Origin of the sequence: Singulisphaera photorubra (assembly GCF_045290345.1) — a bacterium.
Classification (GTDB): Bacteria; Planctomycetota; Planctomycetia; order Isosphaerales; family Isosphaeraceae; genus Singulisphaera.
In genome coordinates, this window is the sequence record NZ_CP155447.1 from 9,876,037 (window position 1) to 9,893,969 (window position 17,933).

The 17,933-nt window shown below is 62.2% G+C and carries 11 protein-coding genes and 5 tRNA genes; 9 read left to right on the top strand and 7 right to left on the bottom strand.

Annotated elements, in window-relative coordinates; translation table 11 throughout:
• Together V5E97_RS36890 and V5E97_RS36895 are read left to right on the top strand one after the other, a co-directional pair.
• Complete coding sequence (locus V5E97_RS36890; RefSeq protein WP_406696531.1) at positions 1-921, top strand: SDR family NAD(P)-dependent oxidoreductase; 921 nt, start codon at positions 1-3, stop codon at positions 919-921.
• The gene (locus V5E97_RS36895; RefSeq protein ID WP_406696532.1) at positions 902-1,771 is read left to right on the top strand and encodes a UbiA-like polyprenyltransferase; all 870 of its coding nucleotides are present in this window, start codon (positions 902-904) and stop codon (positions 1,769-1,771) included. The genes V5E97_RS36890 and V5E97_RS36895 overlap by 20 nt, the downstream gene beginning before the upstream one ends.
• A 9-nt stretch (positions 1,772-1,780) precedes the next feature.
• Here V5E97_RS36895 and V5E97_RS36900 read toward each other — a convergent pair whose 3' ends face one another.
• The 5 genes from V5E97_RS36900 to V5E97_RS36920 all read right to left on the bottom strand — a co-directional run bounded on the left by V5E97_RS36900 (position 1,781) and on the right by V5E97_RS36920 (position 13,166).
• On the bottom strand, positions 1,781-5,545 hold the full coding sequence (locus V5E97_RS36900) for a CRTAC1 family protein (RefSeq protein WP_406696533.1): 3,765 nt from the start codon (positions 5,543-5,545) through the stop codon (positions 1,781-1,783).
• A 258-nt stretch (positions 5,546-5,803) separates the two neighbouring features.
• Positions 5,804-6,745: a nitrilase-related carbon-nitrogen hydrolase gene (locus V5E97_RS36905; RefSeq protein ID WP_406701275.1), complete on the bottom strand. Its 942-nt coding sequence runs from the start codon at positions 6,743-6,745 to the stop codon at positions 5,804-5,806.
• Between the two features lie 42 nt (positions 6,746-6,787).
• On the bottom strand, positions 6,788-7,537 hold the full coding sequence (locus V5E97_RS36910; protein ID WP_406696534.1) for a tetratricopeptide repeat protein: 750 nt from the start codon (positions 7,535-7,537) through the stop codon (positions 6,788-6,790).
• Between the two features lie 365 nt (positions 7,538-7,902).
• A complete protein-coding gene (locus tag V5E97_RS36915) occupies positions 7,903-11,976 on the bottom strand; it encodes a serine/threonine-protein kinase (protein ID WP_406696535.1) in 4,074 nt (1,357 codons plus the stop codon).
• A 407-nt stretch (positions 11,977-12,383) separates the two neighbouring features.
• Entirely contained in the window at positions 12,384-13,166 is a 783-nt protein-coding gene (locus tag V5E97_RS36920) for a 3-ketoacyl-ACP reductase (RefSeq protein ID WP_406696536.1), read from the bottom strand.
• A gap of 136 nt (positions 13,167-13,302) precedes the next feature.
• Between V5E97_RS36920 and V5E97_RS36925 the strand changes: the two genes are divergently transcribed.
• The 4 genes from V5E97_RS36925 to csrA all read left to right on the top strand — a co-directional run bounded on the left by V5E97_RS36925 (position 13,303) and on the right by csrA (position 14,933).
• A tRNA-Arg gene (locus V5E97_RS36925) sits at positions 13,303-13,376 on the top strand.
• Between the two features lie 50 nt (positions 13,377-13,426).
• A tRNA-Arg gene (locus tag V5E97_RS36930) sits at positions 13,427-13,499 on the top strand.
• Between the two features lie 223 nt (positions 13,500-13,722).
• Positions 13,723-14,463 carry an RNA polymerase sigma factor gene (locus tag V5E97_RS36935; RefSeq protein WP_406696537.1) on the top strand — a complete coding sequence of 247 codons (741 nt, stop codon included), beginning with the start codon at positions 13,723-13,725 and terminating at the stop codon, positions 14,461-14,463.
• Positions 14,464-14,720: 257 nt separating this feature from the next.
• Positions 14,721-14,933, top strand: a complete 213-nt coding sequence (gene csrA, locus V5E97_RS36940; protein WP_406696539.1) for a carbon storage regulator CsrA — start codon at positions 14,721-14,723, stop codon at positions 14,931-14,933.
• Between the two features lie 128 nt (positions 14,934-15,061).
• Here the strand turns inward: csrA and V5E97_RS36945 are convergent, their stop codons facing one another.
• Entirely contained in the window at positions 15,062-15,622 is a 561-nt protein-coding gene (locus V5E97_RS36945) for a DJ-1/PfpI family protein (protein WP_406696540.1), read from the bottom strand.
• 194 nt (positions 15,623-15,816) lie between these two features.
• On the opposite strand from V5E97_RS36945, the gene V5E97_RS36950 reads away from it, so the two are divergent.
• From V5E97_RS36950 to V5E97_RS36960, 3 genes are all read left to right on the top strand, one after another.
• Positions 15,817-15,891 (top strand) — tRNA-Glu (locus V5E97_RS36950).
• A 122-nt stretch (positions 15,892-16,013) separates the two neighbouring features.
• A tRNA-Glu gene (locus V5E97_RS36955) sits at positions 16,014-16,088 on the top strand.
• Positions 16,089-16,217: 129 nt separating this feature from the next.
• Positions 16,218-16,292 (top strand) — tRNA-Glu (locus tag V5E97_RS36960).
• A 283-nt stretch (positions 16,293-16,575) separates the two neighbouring features.
• Here the strand turns inward: V5E97_RS36960 and V5E97_RS36965 are convergent.
• The gene (locus tag V5E97_RS36965; protein WP_406696542.1) at positions 16,576-17,907 is read right to left on the bottom strand and encodes a dicarboxylate/amino acid:cation symporter; all 1,332 of its coding nucleotides are present in this window, start codon (positions 17,905-17,907) and stop codon (positions 16,576-16,578) included.
• Positions 17,908-17,933: the final 26 nt, after the last annotated feature.

Genomic DNA, 17,933 nt, shown 5'->3' on the forward strand with positions numbered 1-17,933 from the left:
ATGGCCGCAGAGACGAGAAGGGTTGTACTCCTCACCGGCGCATCGGCCGGTATTGGTGCGAGCATCGCTCGAGAGCTGGCCCGTCAGGGCTTCGACCTGGTGTTGACCGCGAGGCGAGAAGACCGCCTGAGCCAGCTAGCCCAAGACCTCCGCGCTCTTTCGGAGCAGAACTCCCGAGGCGAATCGGGGCGAGGTCCGATCGATATACTCATCATTCCGTCAGCACTTGAAGATCCATCCACGCCCGAGCGACTCGTCTCCGAGACCCATGCGCGGTTCGGTCGGCTCGACGTCTTGATCAATAATGCCGGGTTCGGACTGCCGACCCTGTTCGCCGACGCCGATCCCACGGACGTGCGCCGCCAGCTTGAGGTCAACTTCGTCGCCCCATTGATGCTCAGCCGGCAGGCCCTCCCCTACCTGCTCGAACGGCGAGGAACCATCATCAACATCGGCTCGGCGATCAGTTGCGTGGCCAACTCGGCGCTTGGAGCGTATGGCGCAACCAAGGCGGGTCTCGCGTACTGGAACGATGCGTTGCGACGCGAGCTCCACCACAAGGGCGTCAAGGTCTGCCTGGTCGAGCCGGGGCCGGTGAAGACCGAATTCTTCAGCGCACTGGAAAAGCTCGCGCCCGTGAATGGCGAGTACAATCCACTGCTGGACGCTCCGGCCCCCTGGATGTCGGCCCAGGTCGACGATGTGGCCCGGCGAATCGTCCGATTAATTGAACATCCTCAACGACGTCTCTCCGTCCCGCGCCGGTTCGTTTGGCCCTGGCGCGTGCTCGGAGGCCTGTTTCGAATCTGGCCGTGGCTGGGCGATCTCGGGCTCACGACGATGACTAAACACTTCGACAAGAAGGGGGATCTCAATCGGTCCCCCTCCCGGAGCCCCGGTGATGCTCGGCCGACTGAATGACTTGCTCGGGATGATCAAGTTCAGCCACACGCTTTTCGCCTTGCCGTTCGCCCTGCTCGGCGCCGTGCTTGCCGCCCACACTCCGGAAGGTTGGCAGGGACGTCCTCGCGACTGGCTCGGAATCCTGCTCTGCATGGCAACAGCGCGCTCGGCTGCAATGGCCTTCAACCGACTGGCCGACCGGCGGATCGACGCATTGAATCCGCGCACGGCCTCACGACACCTCCCGAGTGGACAACTCTCCGTGGCCTCGGTGACCCTCTTCACCCTGGCCTGCGTTGTCGGGTTCGTGGCGTCGACATGCCTCTTCTTGCCCAATCCGTGGCCGCTCCGACTCTCGGCTCCGGTCCTCCTCTGGCTGCTCGGCTACTCATATGCCAAGCGGTTCACGAGCCTGGCGCATGTCTGGCTGGGCGTAGCTCTGATGCTGGCGCCGATCGCGGCTTGGATCGCACTGCGAGGGGACCTGGCGTGGCCCCCGATCTTGCTCGGCCTGGCGGTCCTCTTCTGGGTATCGGGCTTCGACATCATCTATGCCTGCCAGGATGCCGACTTCGATCGCAATGCCGGCCTGCACAGCATCCCCGCGCGGTTCGGAGTCCGCCGGGCTTTGAAAATGGCCGCCGCCTGCCACGCGGTGATGATCGTCGTCTTGATCGCGCTGGGCTGGGCCTATCCACTCGGAGCAGTCTACTTCGTGGGGATCGGAGCGGTCACACTCCTGCTTGCCTATGAGCACGCCATCGTCCGCCCCGACGATCTCACGCGGGTCAACGTTGCCTTTTTCCAGGTCAATATCGCGATCAGCATGGGGCTCCTCGCCTTCAGCGTGATCGACCTATTGATCTGATCCTGGTCGTCACGGCAGTCTCGCGCTCCGGGTCTGATACTCCCGAAGATACGCTCGGTAAGCAGGATCAACGGAGCGCATGCCCTCGGGACCAAATGGGTACGAGGGCATCCCTCGCCAGGGGAGCGGCCCGACGAAGTCGCCGGATGAGGTGAACGGGTCGGCATCCTTGCAGTAACCAACCGCATTCAAGACATAGCTTCGCGTCCATCCTTCCGGCAAGCTTGGAGCATGCTCCGCATCGAACTCGAGCCGGACCTCGTCACCCGGTCCGATCACGCAGAGGTGGTCGTCGTCCGTGCGGAGCAGACTCGCGACGTCCCCAAGTCGGGTGAGTTGCCCCTCCATTCGCGCGAGCGGAACAGGGTCGACATGGTCATAATCATAAAGCAGCGGCAGGCGACCATCCGGCGAGTACTCGCGAAGATAGCCCCGTTCAGCGAGCTGAGCCCGGGCGACCGGGAGCGTCTGGATGCGGACCGGTAGGTCTCGTTCAGTTACGGCAAGGAATGCCTGATCCCAGTAACACTCCATGTTCGTCTTGAGCCGGATAACGCATGACGGCCCAGTCAGCTTTCCCGTCAGGTCGAGCGTGGTAAGCCTCGGGAGTCCGGCGGGATATCCCGCGTTCAACTCCACAACTTCCCAGGTCCCATCTTCACGTCGACGCTCGACCGACGGGGGTTGCAACGGAACCGCGGCCGTGGCCGCCGCATAGTTCGTCTGCGAGTAAGGGTATTCCACCCAGCCCGCCAGACAAAGGACGAGTGGGTCGGCCTTCCCGAAACGGCGAAGCCGGTCGCCGAAATCGAGGACGATCCCGTGTGTCTCGGTGTATCCGATCCAGCCATTCAGATTCGCGAATTCATCGACAGTCCGCCGATCCCAGAAACGGAGTCGATCCGTCACGTCTCGCCCCTTGAGGTCGGTGGCCCGGACCGGCTCGATCGTCGTTCTCCAAGCGAGCACTTCACCCGTCGGGCGAGGCCCCTCAGGAGCAAACCGCTCATCGGGGGCGACGCTCACCTCGGACGGTCGATCGACAACCGAGAGGGTGATTTTGTCGAGATACGAACACTCATCCATCGGCTCGGTCACGACGAGCCGATAGACGCCGTTCTCGGGCCGGAGTTGTTCGGAGCTGATCGCGACGGACTCGTCGCGATCAGGAGCACTGGTGATCCCGGGCGCGACGAGATAACCGAGTCCCCCCCCACCGAGGAAGTCGCCCAGGCAGACGAATTTTTCATTGTTCCACGTGAAAAGTACCGGGCAACTTCCTGTCTTTCGGTTGTGCTCAACGACCTTGAGCGGCTTGTCGGCCGTCACGTTCAACTCACACTGCATGGTGCCGTCGGGCCAGCGGAGCCGGAGTAAGGCGGTCGTTGGGACCGGCCCAAGCCCGAGCACCACCGGGCCCACCGACTGAGCGAGGCCGGCCTCGCGCGTGGTGTGGTCAAACGACACGCTCAGACCTTGTCCTTCCAACGCGACTCGCGTGCCCAGACCATGCGGATTCGAACGCATCGGAGCCGGTTGGACCTTCCACCGGCCTGCAAGATCCAGCGCCAGCCAATGCTGGCCGTTCCCCAGATTCCGCGCCAAGCGAGGAGGCTCGCCGTCTGAGCACAGAAACAGGTCGGGCAGTGGATCGCCAATCAGGTCGCTGAGCGCCAGGCCGAGCAAACTCATCGCAGGGTGCGTTCCCGGGCCGAGCGCCAACGGTCTCGTTGAGAGCCGATGACCGTCGTTGCGAGCCCATGCAGGACCGCCCCGTTCGCTCGCCGCGGGAAGCCCGATCAGGTCAGGCCAGGTGTCGAGATCGAGGTCGGCGGTCGTGGTCGATCTCCAGCCGCTCGCGTCAGTCGGCCAGCGTTCCCAGGTGATCCTACTTCCTGCCCCTGTCCGAACGGTCGTGTTCCTCCAGAGCTGGAGCGTGGCTGTCGCGTCCATCACCGCGAGGTCAGCGCGACCGTCCTTGTCGAGGTCGATCACAAGCAGCCCGTTGATGGCGCCAGGGTAAGCGGAGCCCTGGAGTTCGGTCTCGTGGAACCGGCCGAGTCGATCATTCAGAAGTGCGACCGGCTTCGCTCCATCCGCGGCAAGCACGAGATCGATGTCACGATCATCATCAAGGTCGAGCGCGGCGACGGCAGTATGCCGGCCACGACCGCCGGAAAGTTTTTCGGAGTCAGGCCAGCTCGAGAACGCAACGGACAGCCCGGCGGTCGCGGGAAGGTCATCGGTGGCTAGCGCCAAGGGGGCCCAGTTGTCTTGGGGTCGGCCAAGTACGGGCGCGGCCTTGCCGTCATTGCGAAGCACGAGGTTGGGTGCTCCGGCAGGACTCTGCCCTGTGAACGCGGAGTCAGCGTCGTCGACGCTCGAATAATTGATCACGTACAGATCAAGGTCTCCGTCCTGATCGAGATCGATCCAGCGGGCGGACAGACTGAGGGCGTCCGAGCCGTTCAACCCGGCGGCTGTACTGACGTCCTCGAAACGATGGCCCTGATTGCGATAGAGTCGGTTTTCGCCAGCCCCGGTCAGAACGAGGTCGATCTTGCGATCGGCGTCGAAGTCGCCTGCGGCCGCACCGAGACTCGCACGATCGATCGGAAGGCCAAACGCCGCGGTTGCATCCTCGAACTTTCCTTCCCCCCGATTGAGGAGGAGGGCATCCCGAATCCCCTTCGGCCCGAGGATGGATGCCGTCAGGAAGAGGTCAGATCGGCCGTCACCATTGGCGTCGAAACTTGCGATGGCCGCACCGAAGCGGTCGCGTACCCGCCCGACGAGCGCCATGGGTCCCTGAAAGTCAGCACTCCGCACCCATCGATCCCCGGGTGGCAGGATCACGTCAATCGGTTGTGGCGGCTCGAACCGTGGCGGAGTCCCAGGCGCTGAGGCCATACGCGGCGTTTCTGTCGGGTTGATGATGCACGCGTATCGGCCCATCTCGCCGTAATAGGTGTCGGAGGTTTCACCAGGCCCTGCGACGTTATTGCGGGGATTGAGACGTTTCCAGAGGTCGAGCACTTCTTTCTGCTGCGCCGATTCACCGGCCCAGGAGTAAGCCGTCTGCAGCTTGTAGAGCGCACTCACGAGGTAAGGGTTGAGTTCGAGCGCCTTGCGATAGAGGGGGATGAGAGCCTTCGCCTGCTCGGGGCCTGCCGGCCGATCGGGATCACCCGGGTCGGTCATCGTGCTCCCGACCTTGTACCAGGTGTGTGCATCGAGCGGGTCATGCTCCGCCACGAACAAGAATTCTTGGTGCGCTTCGCCAAGTCGGCCCAGGTGTTCCAGGATGATGCCCCGGCAGTATCGGGCGTGTCGATTCGCAGGTGCGATCTTGAGCACTCCGTCGAGGAGGTCCAGCGCCTCCTGATAATGATCTCGTTCCGGCGTCGATTGATCTCCCTGAACTACGTTCCCGGTCTGGTTCAGCAACGCGATCGCCAGGTTGACTGAGCCGGCGATCCATCCCGGAGCGAGGCGATGGACCTCACGGAACGCCGCGACGGCGGCGTCGTATTCATAACGCTCCATCGCTCCAAGCCCCTTCAGGTGCTCCCGGACCACCGCCTCGAAGTGCGCCGTGGGGATCACGTCTTGGGACGGCACGACTGCCGATTGCGAGCCCGGGATCGGGTCGTTCGAGCGACCGGTCGTGTGCTTTGTCGGTGTGGCATCGTTCGATTCCGAAGAACAGGCCAACGCCATCGACAAGGCAGAGACCGAAAGGATCAACCTCCAGCCGGGATGGAACGGACGCATTGATGACCCTCGATTCGCCAAACCAGAACACGACTTTCGAGATCAGCAGGTCACATCCGTAGCCAGTGCGCCGCCCTTATTTCCCACCGCTTCCTGTGAGCGTCCCGGAATCAAACACGCATTTTGGGATTCGGCCGCCACGACCGACCCCGAAGTTTTGGCACCTGGTTCAAGCTCAGAGAAAGAAGGTGGCTGTGGGCCGCGCGCGGACCATGGAAACCGACGCGACGATGATACGCGACGCGAGCCCCGGTTGCCTCAATGGCTGGAGCGTAAGTTCGGATTGGGCAGGGGCGAGATAGGGGAGAAGCGAAGTCCGCTTCTGAGGTGATTGAGCATCTGATGTCCCTCGCGTCGACGTCGCTCGGCGCGAAGGGCACCCAGGTCGATGGGGGCGACCACGATTTTTTCACCAGGGCCAGGGTCGGCCTGAGCGAGGATCCGGCCATCGAAGTCGACGACCATGCTACCGCCAGGCCACGAGAACGGTGGATAGTTCGCGGAGCTCGCCCCCTGGTTCGACGCAACCACGTAAGCGAAATTCTCGACAGCACGCGCCCGATTGAAGAGCGTCCACCAGTCCATGGGCGGAGTGGCCCCCCACGGATCCATGTAGGCTGAGACGCGAATCAAAACCTCAGCGCCCCCGTGAGCGAGTGCACGGATCGCTTCCGGAAACAGCCAGTCGTAGCAAATCGCCGCTCCCAGGCGACCGATCTCGGTTTCGACGACGGGAAAGAGAGGTTCGTCGTACCCAGGAAGATCGAGTGGGCTCGCGTGTAACTCCCAAGGAATCCACGGGTTGACTTTCCGATAACGGCTGAGGATGCCGTCAGGACCGATCAGGCAGGTGGTGTTGAAGACCTGCCCTGGCCAGCGACGATCGATCTCGAGGAACGTCCCGGTTTGGATCCAGACCCCCCGCTGTCGGGCCTTGGCGACGTACCGGTCGGTCTGCTCGTTGGGAATCTCGACGGCCAGGCGGTCGGCCAGTTCCTCGACCGTCTCGTAGATCGGAGCCGCGTGGGCGAACTCGGGGAAAACGAGCAGCTTCACGTCGAAGACCGGCCGGTAGGCGACGACCGCGCGATCCACCATCGCGAGGAGCGCGTCGACCCGACCCGGCAGTTCGCTTCGGTCCCGCGGACACGGGAGGTCCGTTTGGCATGACGCCGCGTAGTATCGGCAGGGCTCGCTCAGCGCAGCGTCCTCAAGAGAATCCCATCGGTGTTGATCTGGCGGTCATCGTACCAGCGCCGGCTCCACCGAACGAGAGGCTTCAAGGAATGCCTCCAGGGTCGAATCGGGTTGGCGGTCGGACAACCGCAGAAAGATGTCGGCCGCCTTCTGCGTTCGGCCCGACAGGTACCACTGCGCTCCGAGCACGAGCCAAGCGTCACGGTCGCCTGGTTTCGCCTGAAGGTGCGACTCGAGGCGTGCAATCTGCTTGGCAAAATCGGCGGGCTCGCTGTAGATCGATTGGATGTCGTCCCCATTGGTGATCCAGCCCGGCTCGGCAGCTTGAGCCGTCCGCAGGTGGTCGGCGGCCAGGCTGTATTGGCCACGGACCAAGGCGAGTTGAGCGAGGCGAACGCGGGGTGCAGCCGAGTTTGGGTTGGCTCGGACGGCCTGTTCGTAGCGTTCTTCCGCCTTCCGCGTATTGCCGCCTCGGAACAGGCGGTCACCAAAAGTGACAAGCTGGCTCACCCGGGCAGGGTCGACCTTTTTCTTGACGCCCCCGGCTTGGGGATGGATCGCTGGGAACCCACCGCGAGGGAGCGGACCCGCGAGTCCAAAATTGCCGCCATTGGGGGCGGGGGCGTTTTGAACCGAGATGGGGACGAGAACCGCCGGCATGATGAGCGGAGGCATCGGCGGCAAAATCGTCATCGGAAGCCCGTTCGGGCCGATCGTCTGATAGTACGGGAAGGGATAGTTTCGCCAGCCCACGGACGAACCACTGACGGCCGCCGGAATCGTTGCCGTGGGCATTGATCCCGGGGAACTCGTCGGAGAATGCTCCCCCCCAAAAACACTCGAAGCGCTGAGGACGGTTAACAGACAGGAGGATCTGCCCAAAAGTCTTAGTATCGACATGACCCGATCGACCTCCTTCCCCTGAAGGTCTCCGCGCTCTGCCACGATCCCTTGATTATCACCCATCGGTCCCTGGAAAGGCAACGGGCGTTCCTCCTGGCACACGACCAAATGATGGACTCATTACAAGACCTCTTCGAAAGTCGACACGATTGGGCGACGTGCCATCGAACGCATTGGTCGCGTCAGCAGTGGGGAGCCCCCCTGCCCCGATGGACAGGACGACCCGATTCGTTCGCGAGACCGCCCCGGTCCCGTACTCAACGCCTCTCGCGCTTCCTCAACACGACCTGCATGCGAACAAGGTCCGCGCCCACGTTCAACCGGGTGCGACCCGGGTGATACTTCGAGTCAAGTTCGAGGTCGGCAGGCGCGACATTGCCGGACTGGAGACGCTCGTGGAACCGCACGCTCTGGGTGGGCAGGACACTCCCTTTCGGCCAGAGTGGCCCCGTCACTTTCCGAATATGGTTCTCACCCCAAAGCTTGACCCACTGGCGATGGACGTCGGGGCGACGCGGGGTGATGGGGGGAGATCCGGCACGCGCGGTGAAGTGAGTGACATCAAACGCGTCGTTCGTCGACTGCCAGAAGAGTGTTCCGCGAGCAAATGAATCGAGCTCGGTTCGAAGCAGTACACTCTCGGTCGCGACACTGCTTCGATCGTAACTGGCGAGGAATACGCTGTCCTGCGTCGATACCAGCCAGGGCCGATCGGGGCCAGGGGCCGTACCCGGCCAAGCACCCAGGTTGACGAAGCTCCGCTCGGCAGCGACCGTGCAATGGTCGATCCAGAGTCCCGCATCGAATCGGGACCGGGCCACCTTCGTGGGCCGAAGATCGAAAGCCGTCCCCCCCACGGCCATCGCGCAGTTCGAGAGAGCGACGTATCCCCGGCCAACGTCGGCCCGGATCGCATCGCCCCCCGTGATCAGCAGGGTATCGCTCAAGAGGCAGATCGGGCGATCCGTGGAAGTTTGAAAGTGGTACGGTGCTTCCGGTTTCGGCTCAGTGCGAGCCGCCTGAAACCAGACCAGGTTTCCGCCTCCCGGCTCGACCGTGCCCGGAGCGGTCAACCAACAACGGTCGAGAACCAGGTGCCCGTCCTCAACCCGAATCAGGTGCTTCGGAGCCGCCGAGCCATCGCGAGTGAGACGAATATTGGTGAGCGCCAGGTCCCCCCCCCGGACGTCGATCAAGACCTCGCCTGGTGCCCCTTTGACCGGCGACCAAATGATCGGGGGAAGTTCCGGAGACCGGGAGGGATCAGGCTGAATTTCCAAGGACAATCCGACAGGGAGCTTGATCGGGGTCGAAAAGGGAGATCCGGTTCCACTCACCATAACCCGGAGGCGACGGTCATCCTGGCGAATTTGATCGCGCAGGAAAAGTCCGAGGTCCCCATTCCACGGGGAAGCGGCCAGGTTGAAGGCGATCTCGCGCGCAACTCGGGGCCCCGAATCGACGGCTGCACTCTCCGGCGGAGCCGGCGATCCGCTCGAAAGCCGAGTCGGGTGCTCACTCGTGGCGGTCGGTGCTCTGGAAGCAACCGCTGCGAGGCGGGGGATCGCAACGCGATGAAATGGCTCGAAAGTCTTATTCAGCAGGTAGGGACTCGGCGACGCGATGCGAGACAGAGTTCCCTCACGTTCCGACGCGACCGATTGCAGGTCGGTCGGAACGATCTGCACGGGGGGCAGAGGAATCGCCCAACGCGCGAAATCTTCGCGGTTGCTAGCGGAGATTTCCGGCCAGACGGTTCGGGCTGCCGCAAGGTTGGCCATCCTGACCGCGTTACCTCGGCCGGACGAGAACCAGTCGTGCCAACCCGCGAAGACGTTGAAATCTCCAGCCCACTGGACCAACTGGTGGGGACGCCCCTCCCCCGAGGCCAAGAACAAGAGGCTGGCCGTCCCCTCCCCCGCCAACTGGGCGAACGTTGATCCGAGTGCTCGAACGACGACGGGCCGAGTACGACCAGGCTCCGGTCCACCGACCACTTCCAGAAGCGAGCCGCGGCTACAGACCAGACTGCGAACGAACTGGATCGTCCGTTCCGCATCCGTTTCCAGACTCGCGGACCGGATCACGGAAGGTCCCCCGGTCGCAATCAGTGACCGAGAAAAGACGGCGTCGACGCCCCCGCCACTCATGTCCAGGGCGGAAAACGCCGTACCTCGGATCGTCGACTCTTCGATCCTCACACGGGACGGGCGTGGCGAGTTCAATGTGCGGACTACGGCGAACGGTCGTCGCTGCGGGTTGAGAATCGTGATCGTGCAACGGCTGACCGTCAGATTCCCCCCCCGACAGAGAAACAGGGCCGTCTGGTCCAACGGGAGTTTCTGGACGTCGACGACCAGATCGAGTCCCTCCAGAATCAGATTCTTGCCTTCCAGCATGACAACCGCGGGCTGCTCCCAAACCACCTCGAGCTGGGGAGGGTCAACGCAGAGGATCGGCCTGAAACCTTCTCGCGCCCGGATTAAAAGGAAGTCGCCGCGGATCCGCACGTCGTCCTCGAAGAACGGTCCGTTGTCTGCAAGCTCGATCGTGCCTCCGATCGCAGTCTCGAGCGCGGGCTTCAGCGCATGCTTCTGACCGGGATCCCTGGGGTCGACCACCCGCTGAACCGTGACGAGGTGATCACCCAACCGATCCGGAATTTTGGTCCTCGCCCACGTCGGCACAAATCGGTGCTCCCGCTCCGGGCCGTAGTCGGGCTCGGGGAGCACGGTCGAGATTGGATCTTCCGGCTCGACCCAAGGCACAGGAGACGAAGTGCCCTTGACCACTTGCTGAGGTACAGCCTCAGCGGCCGATGACTGAGTCGAAATCACCTGAGGGTCGAGTGGCAGCGGTTCCACGGAGGAAGGAGCAACCGAGTCCTGCGCTTCGATCTCCTCCGGGAGATCGAGCCGTTCGACCTGGATCTCCGGCACCGTCAGCGAGGCGAGATAGAGCTGATGAACGCCGATGATGAAAACAATCAGGCCCAGGCCCAGGAGCGAGTAATTGATCACCAACTTCTTCGTCGAATTGTCATAGCTTCGCGAACCCGACAGGAACGGGGATGGTTCGAACTCGGCGTCCTGTTCATCTTCAAGCAGTGCATCAGCCAGCAATCCCGGCCCGGCCGCTCGGCTCGAAGGCGCGACCGGTGCCGAAGTTCGCCGCGGAGCGCTCACCGGGGCGGGATCATCCAGCGCGGCGAGCTCCCCCAAGTTCAGTTCGCCCTGGGGAAGCGCCTGCTCTCTCGGCCCGACATGGCCGGCCTTCCGCTTCGGCTCAGGCTCCAAAAGCTCGATCATGCCCGCCGGTAGTTCGGTCGGCGAATCGTCGGGCTCCTCATCGATCAAGGCGAAGACGGGCTCGGGCGCCGCAACGAGCGTGGTCGCGGGGTCGAGTGGTACCTCGTCATCGTCGTCAACCAAGGCGAAAAGGAGCTCGGGCTCGTCCTCAACCTTCGCGACGGTTTCCTCGCCCGTCGGCACGACGTCGAGTTCGTCGATGAGCTCGGCGTAGTTCACGAACCGATTTTCGGGACGCTTGGCCATCATCCGCCGGATCAGCAGGGCGAGAGGACCAGGGATCTCGGGGCGGAGCTTCCGCGAGTCGGGCGGGGCCTCGGTGCAATGTCGACTCAACTTATCGGCGATGTCACCGCCGGGAAATGGGGGCGAGCCCGTCAGCAGGAAATAGAACGTACAACCGAGCGAGTAAATGTCGCTTCGCTCACTCGTCGCCCTGCTGTCCCGCGCCTGCTCGGGCGACATGTAGTCGACTGTGCCAACCGTGGTGCCTTCACGCGTGACGCGTTCGTCCTCGCTCTCCGCCTGGAGCGCCAGGCCGAGGTCGATAATCTTGATCTGCTTCGAGGGAGTCATCAGCAAATTTGCGGGCTTGATGTCGCGATGAATCAAGCCTCGGCTTGCCGCGAATTGCAGCCCGGTCGCGACCGCGCGAATCGCCGCGACGGCCTCACGAATACCGAGGGGTCCTCCCTGCCTGACGCGATCGTGAAGGTCTCCTCCCTCCACGTATTCGAGAACCAGGTAGTGACGCCCCTGATCGACCCCTCGATCGTAAATCGAAACAATATTGGGATGCTCGAGCGATTCGGCGCTTTTCGCCTCACGGATGAAGCGCTGGAGCAGGGTCGTATTCTTGGCCAACGCGCGAGGGAGAACCTTGAGCGCCACCTCATGGCCGGTCTCCACGTGGACGGCCTTGAAGACCGAGCTCATCCCCCCCGAGCCAAGTGAATGGATCAGGCGGTAACTGCCGATCCTCGGCTGAGGTTTGCTGGCGTTGGAAGTTGCACCCTCAGACATTGACGCTCCCGTGCCCAGCTCGCGACATCGACCGCGGACTCATTCCCACCAAACGCCGTCTGGCTCCAGATGACATGGGGGCCGGTCGACATGTAGCCGTCGCCACCATTGTTCCCTTAGGTCGCGGACGGCCGATTGGCCGGAAGTTCCGATCCCGAGCCCGATCGCACACTCGGTTCGAGCGAAAATGGAGGGGACGCTCATCGACCACGACGCCAGAAGAATTGTACCTGAACTCGAACGTTCGTCGACCCCCCCTACCCTCGCTGGACGATCAAGGCCCCGCCGAACCGGACAATCCTGATCAGGCTTCCGCGCTACGTTCCGGGGCAATACGCCCGAGAAGCCACGGAGTGACGCTCGCGGAGCTGAATAGGATGGGGACGGCGGGGATCAGCACCGGGGTCTCAGAGTTTTCGAAGGTGCAAACCGCCATCCACATGAAACACTTCCCCAGTCGTATAAGGGAAGGAATCATTCGCCAGCGCCCCGACTGCTCGGCCGACATCCACCGGAGTACCCCAGCGTCGGATCGGAACGAGTCCCGCGGCGATGCGGCGGTCGTAGACGTCGCGGACGGAGTCCGTCATGTCGGTGGCGATGATCCCCGGCCGAACCTCATTGACACGAATCCCTTCGTCGGCCAGTCGCGTCGCGAAGAGCTGAGCGACCATGCTCAGCCCTGCCTTTGAAACGCAGTAGTCGCCGCGGTTGACGCTGGCGAACGCACTGGAGATCGACGTCACGAAAATGATCTGAGGATCGACGACCGTACCGGCTCGAAGCAACTCGATCATCGTCGCGGCTACAGCCTGGGTCAGGAAGAACGGTCCGCGTAGGTTGATCCCGAGGACGCGATCCCAGCTCTCGGCCGTCGTGTTCAGGAGGTCGAGTCGAACCTCAGGCGCAACCCCCGCGTTGTTCACCAGGAGGTCGATCCGGCCGAATTCCGCAAGAGTCCGCTCGACCAGGATCCGTCCCGCTTGGAGGTCAGCGACATCCGCGCGGATCCCGAGACTCCGAGGCGCACCGCGAGTCAAGGCGTCGCGACAGGCGGACTCGGCGGCTTCACCATCCGAGCGGTAGTTCACCACCACCGAGTATTTCAGAGCCGCCAGTTCGCCCACAATCCCCCGACCAATCCCTCGCGAACCTCCCGTAACAATCGCAACTCGCTCCCCGACCGCCATGGCAGGTCCTCCTCGAAAAAACGACGACGACCCGTAGGTCCGACGACCGAAGTTCCACTATTTCTGAGACTCATCCATTCCCGGCGTTGACAGCATACCGCCTCTTGGAGCAGAATCGAGCACGCATTCAGTAAACGCGCCCGTAGCTCAGGTGGATAGAGCGGCGGTTTCCTAAACCGCAGGCCGCAGGTTCGAATCCTGCCGGGCGTACTTCACCACGACTTAGCATTCGCTTCTCGGCTGGTTGGCCCACCATCGTTGCGCTCGTAGCTCAGTGGATAGAGCAACGGTTTTCTAAACCGTCGGTCGCAGGTTCGAATCCTGCCGGGCGTACTTGATCCGGGAACAAGATAGAACTCGCAGGCGCCCCCACGACGGGGGCAGCCCGCCTGGTTCTGGAAATTCCCATCACAATTGCCCCCCTTCTTGACAGCCGCGATGGCGTCGAGTCTCATAAGGGCGACCAGGCGTTTTGCCCTCAGTCTAGGGCCTTGGGCGAAGTTCCACGTGAAACTCCCTAGGCAACGGCGAACGTCCAATTGAGGTGGGCCAGATCATGGACTTCCCCGAACCAGGGGCCACTCCGATGTCGGGTGAGAATCTGACCGACTTGGAGACGAGCTGGACAACGATTCGCAATGCGCATTGCCCTGGGCCCGTCGGCCAGGCGGCAATGAGTGAGTTGATCGGCCGCTACCATGATGCGGTGGAACGATACCTTCGGCTCAAGCTTCGCGATCGAAACCTGGCCGACGAGGTCTTTCAGGAGTTCTGGACGAAACTCCTCACGCACAAGCTCGCAGGTGCGGACAATAATAAAGGGCGGTTCCGCGACTATCTTCGGACTGTCCTGCACCGGCTCATTATTGACCACTTCCGCGCCAAAAAGATCCAGCCGCTTCCCCCCGGCGATCTCCTCGATCCCGCGAGCCCCGATGCCGACTACGATCGCGTCTGGCGCGAAGCCGTGATCAAGCGAGTCTGGACGCGACTCGATACCTACGAAGTCAACACGCCCAAGAACCGTTACGCAACTGTGCTCCACCTGAGGGTCGGGAACCCGAAGGCATCGATCGACGAGCTCGCTCAGCAACTGGGCGAACAGAACCGCACGACCGTGACTCCCGAAGCGTTCCGAAAAACACTTCAGCGGGCCCGTGCCAAGTTCCTCGAGCTTCTGGTCACGGAACTCCGCGAAACGATCCACCCCGCGGAGCCTGAAGACATCGAGGCGGAAATCTTCGATCTCGGGCTGGGCAACCTCTACCGCCGATACTCGTCCGAACTCGACGGTTGAATCGTTTCCGTCAGCCCGCTTCCGACGCGACGGTGTCTCGCTCAGATCACGGAATCCACCCAGATTTCCTGATCCGGGAAAGTGGGGAAATTCCCACGGCCCCTTGACCCCCTATCTTCGGCGTGTAAAGTTGTAATGAGGATGTCGATCCCGTCGCTGGTGATGACGGAAGACCTCTACGACGTATCGACTTCGAAGATATGCCTCCCGTGATGAACGGGTCTCGCCAAGGATGCTTGGCTCAGAGGGGAACGGCGATGCTGGTTCTCTCCCGCAAGAAGAACGAGAGCATCATCATCAACGATAACATCACGATCACCGTGATCGAGATACGGGGTGATAAGGTGCGCCTCGGCATCGACGCTCCGAAGGATGTCACCGTCCACCGCCGCGAGGTGTACGAGGCCATCCAAAATCAATCGAAGGTGGGCGAGCCCGATCCGAGCTCTGTCAGCCCTGACCCGATTTGACGCGACCTTCGCTCACCGCTTTATGCGCGCCCTCGTGCGCAAGATGAGGCCCGTTTCGGGCCTCATTGCGTTTCCAGCTCTTGAACTACAGCTCGCCCAATCCAAGTTGCCCACCCAAGCGGCTTCGGCTAGGCTCGCGCCGAGTCTTTGAGTATCCGGACAAATTCCCGCATCCAAGGTCCATTATCCGGCCATCCCCGGACCGTAACAAGTGACCCATCGACCACGACATCGCGATTGACGAACTCAGCGCCCGCAGCGCGAACATCGGGTTCGAGGTCGGGATAGCAGGTCAACGTCTTCCCTTTGGCGCCGCCGGCGGCAATCAAAAGCAACGGGCCGTGGCAGTTGGCCGCGATCGGTTTACCGGCCTCGACAAAATGTCGGACAATTGTCACGGCAGCAGGCCGGTTCCGAAGATACTCGGGCGCTCTTCCCCCTGGAAGAACAAGCGCGTCGTAGGACGTTGGCTCGACCTGAGCGAAGCCGAGGTCCGCCTCGACGCGATAGCCGGGCTTTTCGGTATACGTGTCGAACCCGGGTTCGAAATCATGTACGACCGAGAGAAAGGCTCGTTTCTCCGGCGCCGCAATGTGAACCTGCCACCCCTCTTCCTCCAAGCGATACTTTGCGTAATAGATCTCTTGCGCCTCGCCGGCATCGCCTGTCATCAACAAGATCTTTAGCATGGAGACGATCCTCGCAGACTTGGCACTTCACAGATTCGCACGCCTGATTCTTCCGAGGCTAACGGCTCACCACCAAAGTCGCAACCGACTTGGAAGTTCTCAAGTGGATCCAAGAGCTTTCGCGCAACTTCTTCCTCCCTCGACTTGACCGATCCCCCTCGTCCGGTTACATTATTCCTCGCCGCACCACTAAAGGCCCCGTCGTCTAGCCTGGCCTAGGACACATGCCTTTCACGCATGCAACACGGGTTCGAATCCCGTCGGGGTCACTGCTCAGTTTAAGTGGTCTGGAGTGGAAATCGCCCGGTGGTCTCCACCGGGAGAGAAGCTCGAACTTCATGCTTTGATCCACTCTCTTTCTCATTCGTGTTAGCCGTTCCGCACCGCTCAAGGCCCCGTCGTCTAGCCTGGCCTAGGACACATGCCTTTCACGCATGCAACACGGGTTCGAATCCCGTCGGGGTCATTCTCACCTTCAGCGGCTTAGCACGGTAACCGCCCGGTGGTTTCCACCGGATCTGGAAAACCGATGTTCAAGCCTTGGAGTCGGCGCTTCCTCCTCCGGATCCATATCGCTCCTCGCCGCACCACTCAAGGCCCCGTCGTCTAGCCTGGCCTAGGACACATGCCTTTCACGCATGCAACACGGGTTCGAATCCCGTCGGGGTCACTACTCACCTTCAGCGGCTCGAGGCGGTAACCGCCCGGTGGTTCCCACCGGGTTCGGAATTTGTTCGACCAGCGTGCGAGCCGCCGCTTACTCCGGATCGTTCTCACCTCTCGATCGAACCGATCGAGAGGGCGAACGGCGTGCCGAAGCCACTCATCACGTCCGGATCCGGGATGCTTCGCCGTTCCACTCCACTGCTCGCCCCGTCGCGTATCCAGTGCAAGCGCACCTGCCGTTCACGCGTGCAACGCTGATCCGCTTCCCGCCAACGTTGAGGGTCACCTCAGGCAGTCTCGGCGGGCAAGTGACCGTTGAGTCCCAACGCGACGGGCTCCTGGCCGGCACACTCCGAATCAGGCCCCTCTTCCGGCATTCTTTCCCCCTTATCGAAACGATCGAGAAGCACGGCGACCAGGATATCGCTCGTGACGTTCGTCATCGCGCGACAGCGCGAGAGCAACCAATCGACGGTGAGGAGAAGCGGAAGAAGCTCGAGCGGCAGCCCGACCGTGGCAAGCACTAGCGCGAGCGAGATCAGGCCCGCGTCGGGCACGGCCGCGATACCGATCCCCGCGATCACGCACGAGGCCGCTGTCAGTAACTGCTGCCCGAACGAGAGCTCGATGCCATACACTTGCGCGACGAAGAGTACTGCCATGGCCTCGTAGAGCAAGATCCCATCGTTATTCAGGTTGGTCCCGACGCAGGCCGCCAGCCGCGCAGATTGCGGGGAAACCTTCATGCGGTCAAGACAACGGAGGGTAACGGGAAGTGATGCGAGGCTACTGCTCGCCCCCAAGGCATACACAACGGCATCCCGCGCTCCGGTCCAGAACTCGCGAAGTGTCCGCTGAGAAACGAAGACGATCCACGCCTGGTAAACCACCAGGACCTGAATTGCCAACCCGAGGACAGCAACTCCCACGTATGCGGCCAAGCCAACCAACGGGGTGAAACCTTCCTGCCCGATCATCTTCGCAACGACGCCGAAGACCGCCAGCGGAACGAAGGTGATCACTCCGCCGAGCACGACCTCGATGGCGCGGTAAATCGTGGCTACGAATTGTTCGACCACGCGGTAGGCGTGTTCCCCGACCGCCAGTTGCTCGTTCTTCACATGCCGCAGCGCAATGCCGGAGAGCAGGGCGAGAATAATGATCGAGATGATCGAGTTGTCGAGGAACGGGCGAACCACACTCGTGGGAATGTAGTTCGTCAGCTCGCGCAGGAAATCGATCTTCTTGGACTCCGGAACTTCTGACTTCGCCTCGGCAACCAACGCCTTCGAGATGGTGAGATGATCTCCAGGACGCAGGGTGTTGGAGAGTGTCAGGCCGATGACGACCGCAAGCGCTGCGTTTGTCGCGGTGATGGCGAGCATGATCAGCCCGCTCCGAAGTCGGATGTGAGTTCTCAGAAACGCATCGACCACCGCGAAGAACAGCAGAGGCGCCGCAAGAGTCTTGATCAAGCCGATGATCACGCTGCCGAGTTGACCGAGGGGTTCAGCCCGCGGACCGAACACCAGGCCGACGATCACCCCGAGGACCATTGCGGCAAGGATCCGAGCAAAGAACGGCAAACGTCGTCGCGGGCCGCTGGGTAAACTTGACATGGCCGTTCCTACAGACTCCCCGTCGC

Excerpts from the sequence above, each read along its gene's own strand:
- V5E97_RS36910 (WP_406696534.1), bottom strand. The coding sequence starts at position 7,537 with ATGCCCACGGCAACGATTCCGGCGGCCGTCAGTGGTTCGTCCGTGGGC.
- V5E97_RS36945 (WP_406696540.1), bottom strand. The coding sequence starts at position 15,622 with ATGCTAAAGATCTTGTTGATGACAGGCGATGCCGGCGAGGCGCAAGAG.
- V5E97_RS36935 (WP_406696537.1), top strand. The coding sequence starts at position 13,723 with ATGGACTTCCCCGAACCAGGGGCCACTCCGATGTCGGGTGAGAATCTG.
- V5E97_RS36915 (WP_406696535.1), bottom strand. The coding sequence starts at position 11,976 with ATGTCTGAGGGTGCAACTTCCAACGCCAGCAAACCTCAGCCGAGGATC.
- V5E97_RS36900 (WP_406696533.1), bottom strand. The coding sequence starts at position 5,545 with ATGCGTCCGTTCCATCCCGGCTGGAGGTTGATCCTTTCGGTCTCTGCC.
- V5E97_RS36895 (WP_406696532.1), top strand. The coding sequence starts at position 902 with ATGCTCGGCCGACTGAATGACTTGCTCGGGATGATCAAGTTCAGCCAC.
- V5E97_RS36890 (WP_406696531.1), top strand. The coding sequence starts at position 1 with ATGGCCGCAGAGACGAGAAGGGTTGTACTCCTCACCGGCGCATCGGCC.
- V5E97_RS36920 (WP_406696536.1), bottom strand. The coding sequence starts at position 13,166 with ATGGCGGTCGGGGAGCGAGTTGCGATTGTTACGGGAGGTTCGCGAGGG.
- csrA (WP_406696539.1), top strand. The coding sequence starts at position 14,721 with ATGCTGGTTCTCTCCCGCAAGAAGAACGAGAGCATCATCATCAACGAT.
- V5E97_RS36965 (WP_406696542.1), bottom strand. The coding sequence starts at position 17,907 with ATGTCAAGTTTACCCAGCGGCCCGCGACGACGTTTGCCGTTCTTTGCT.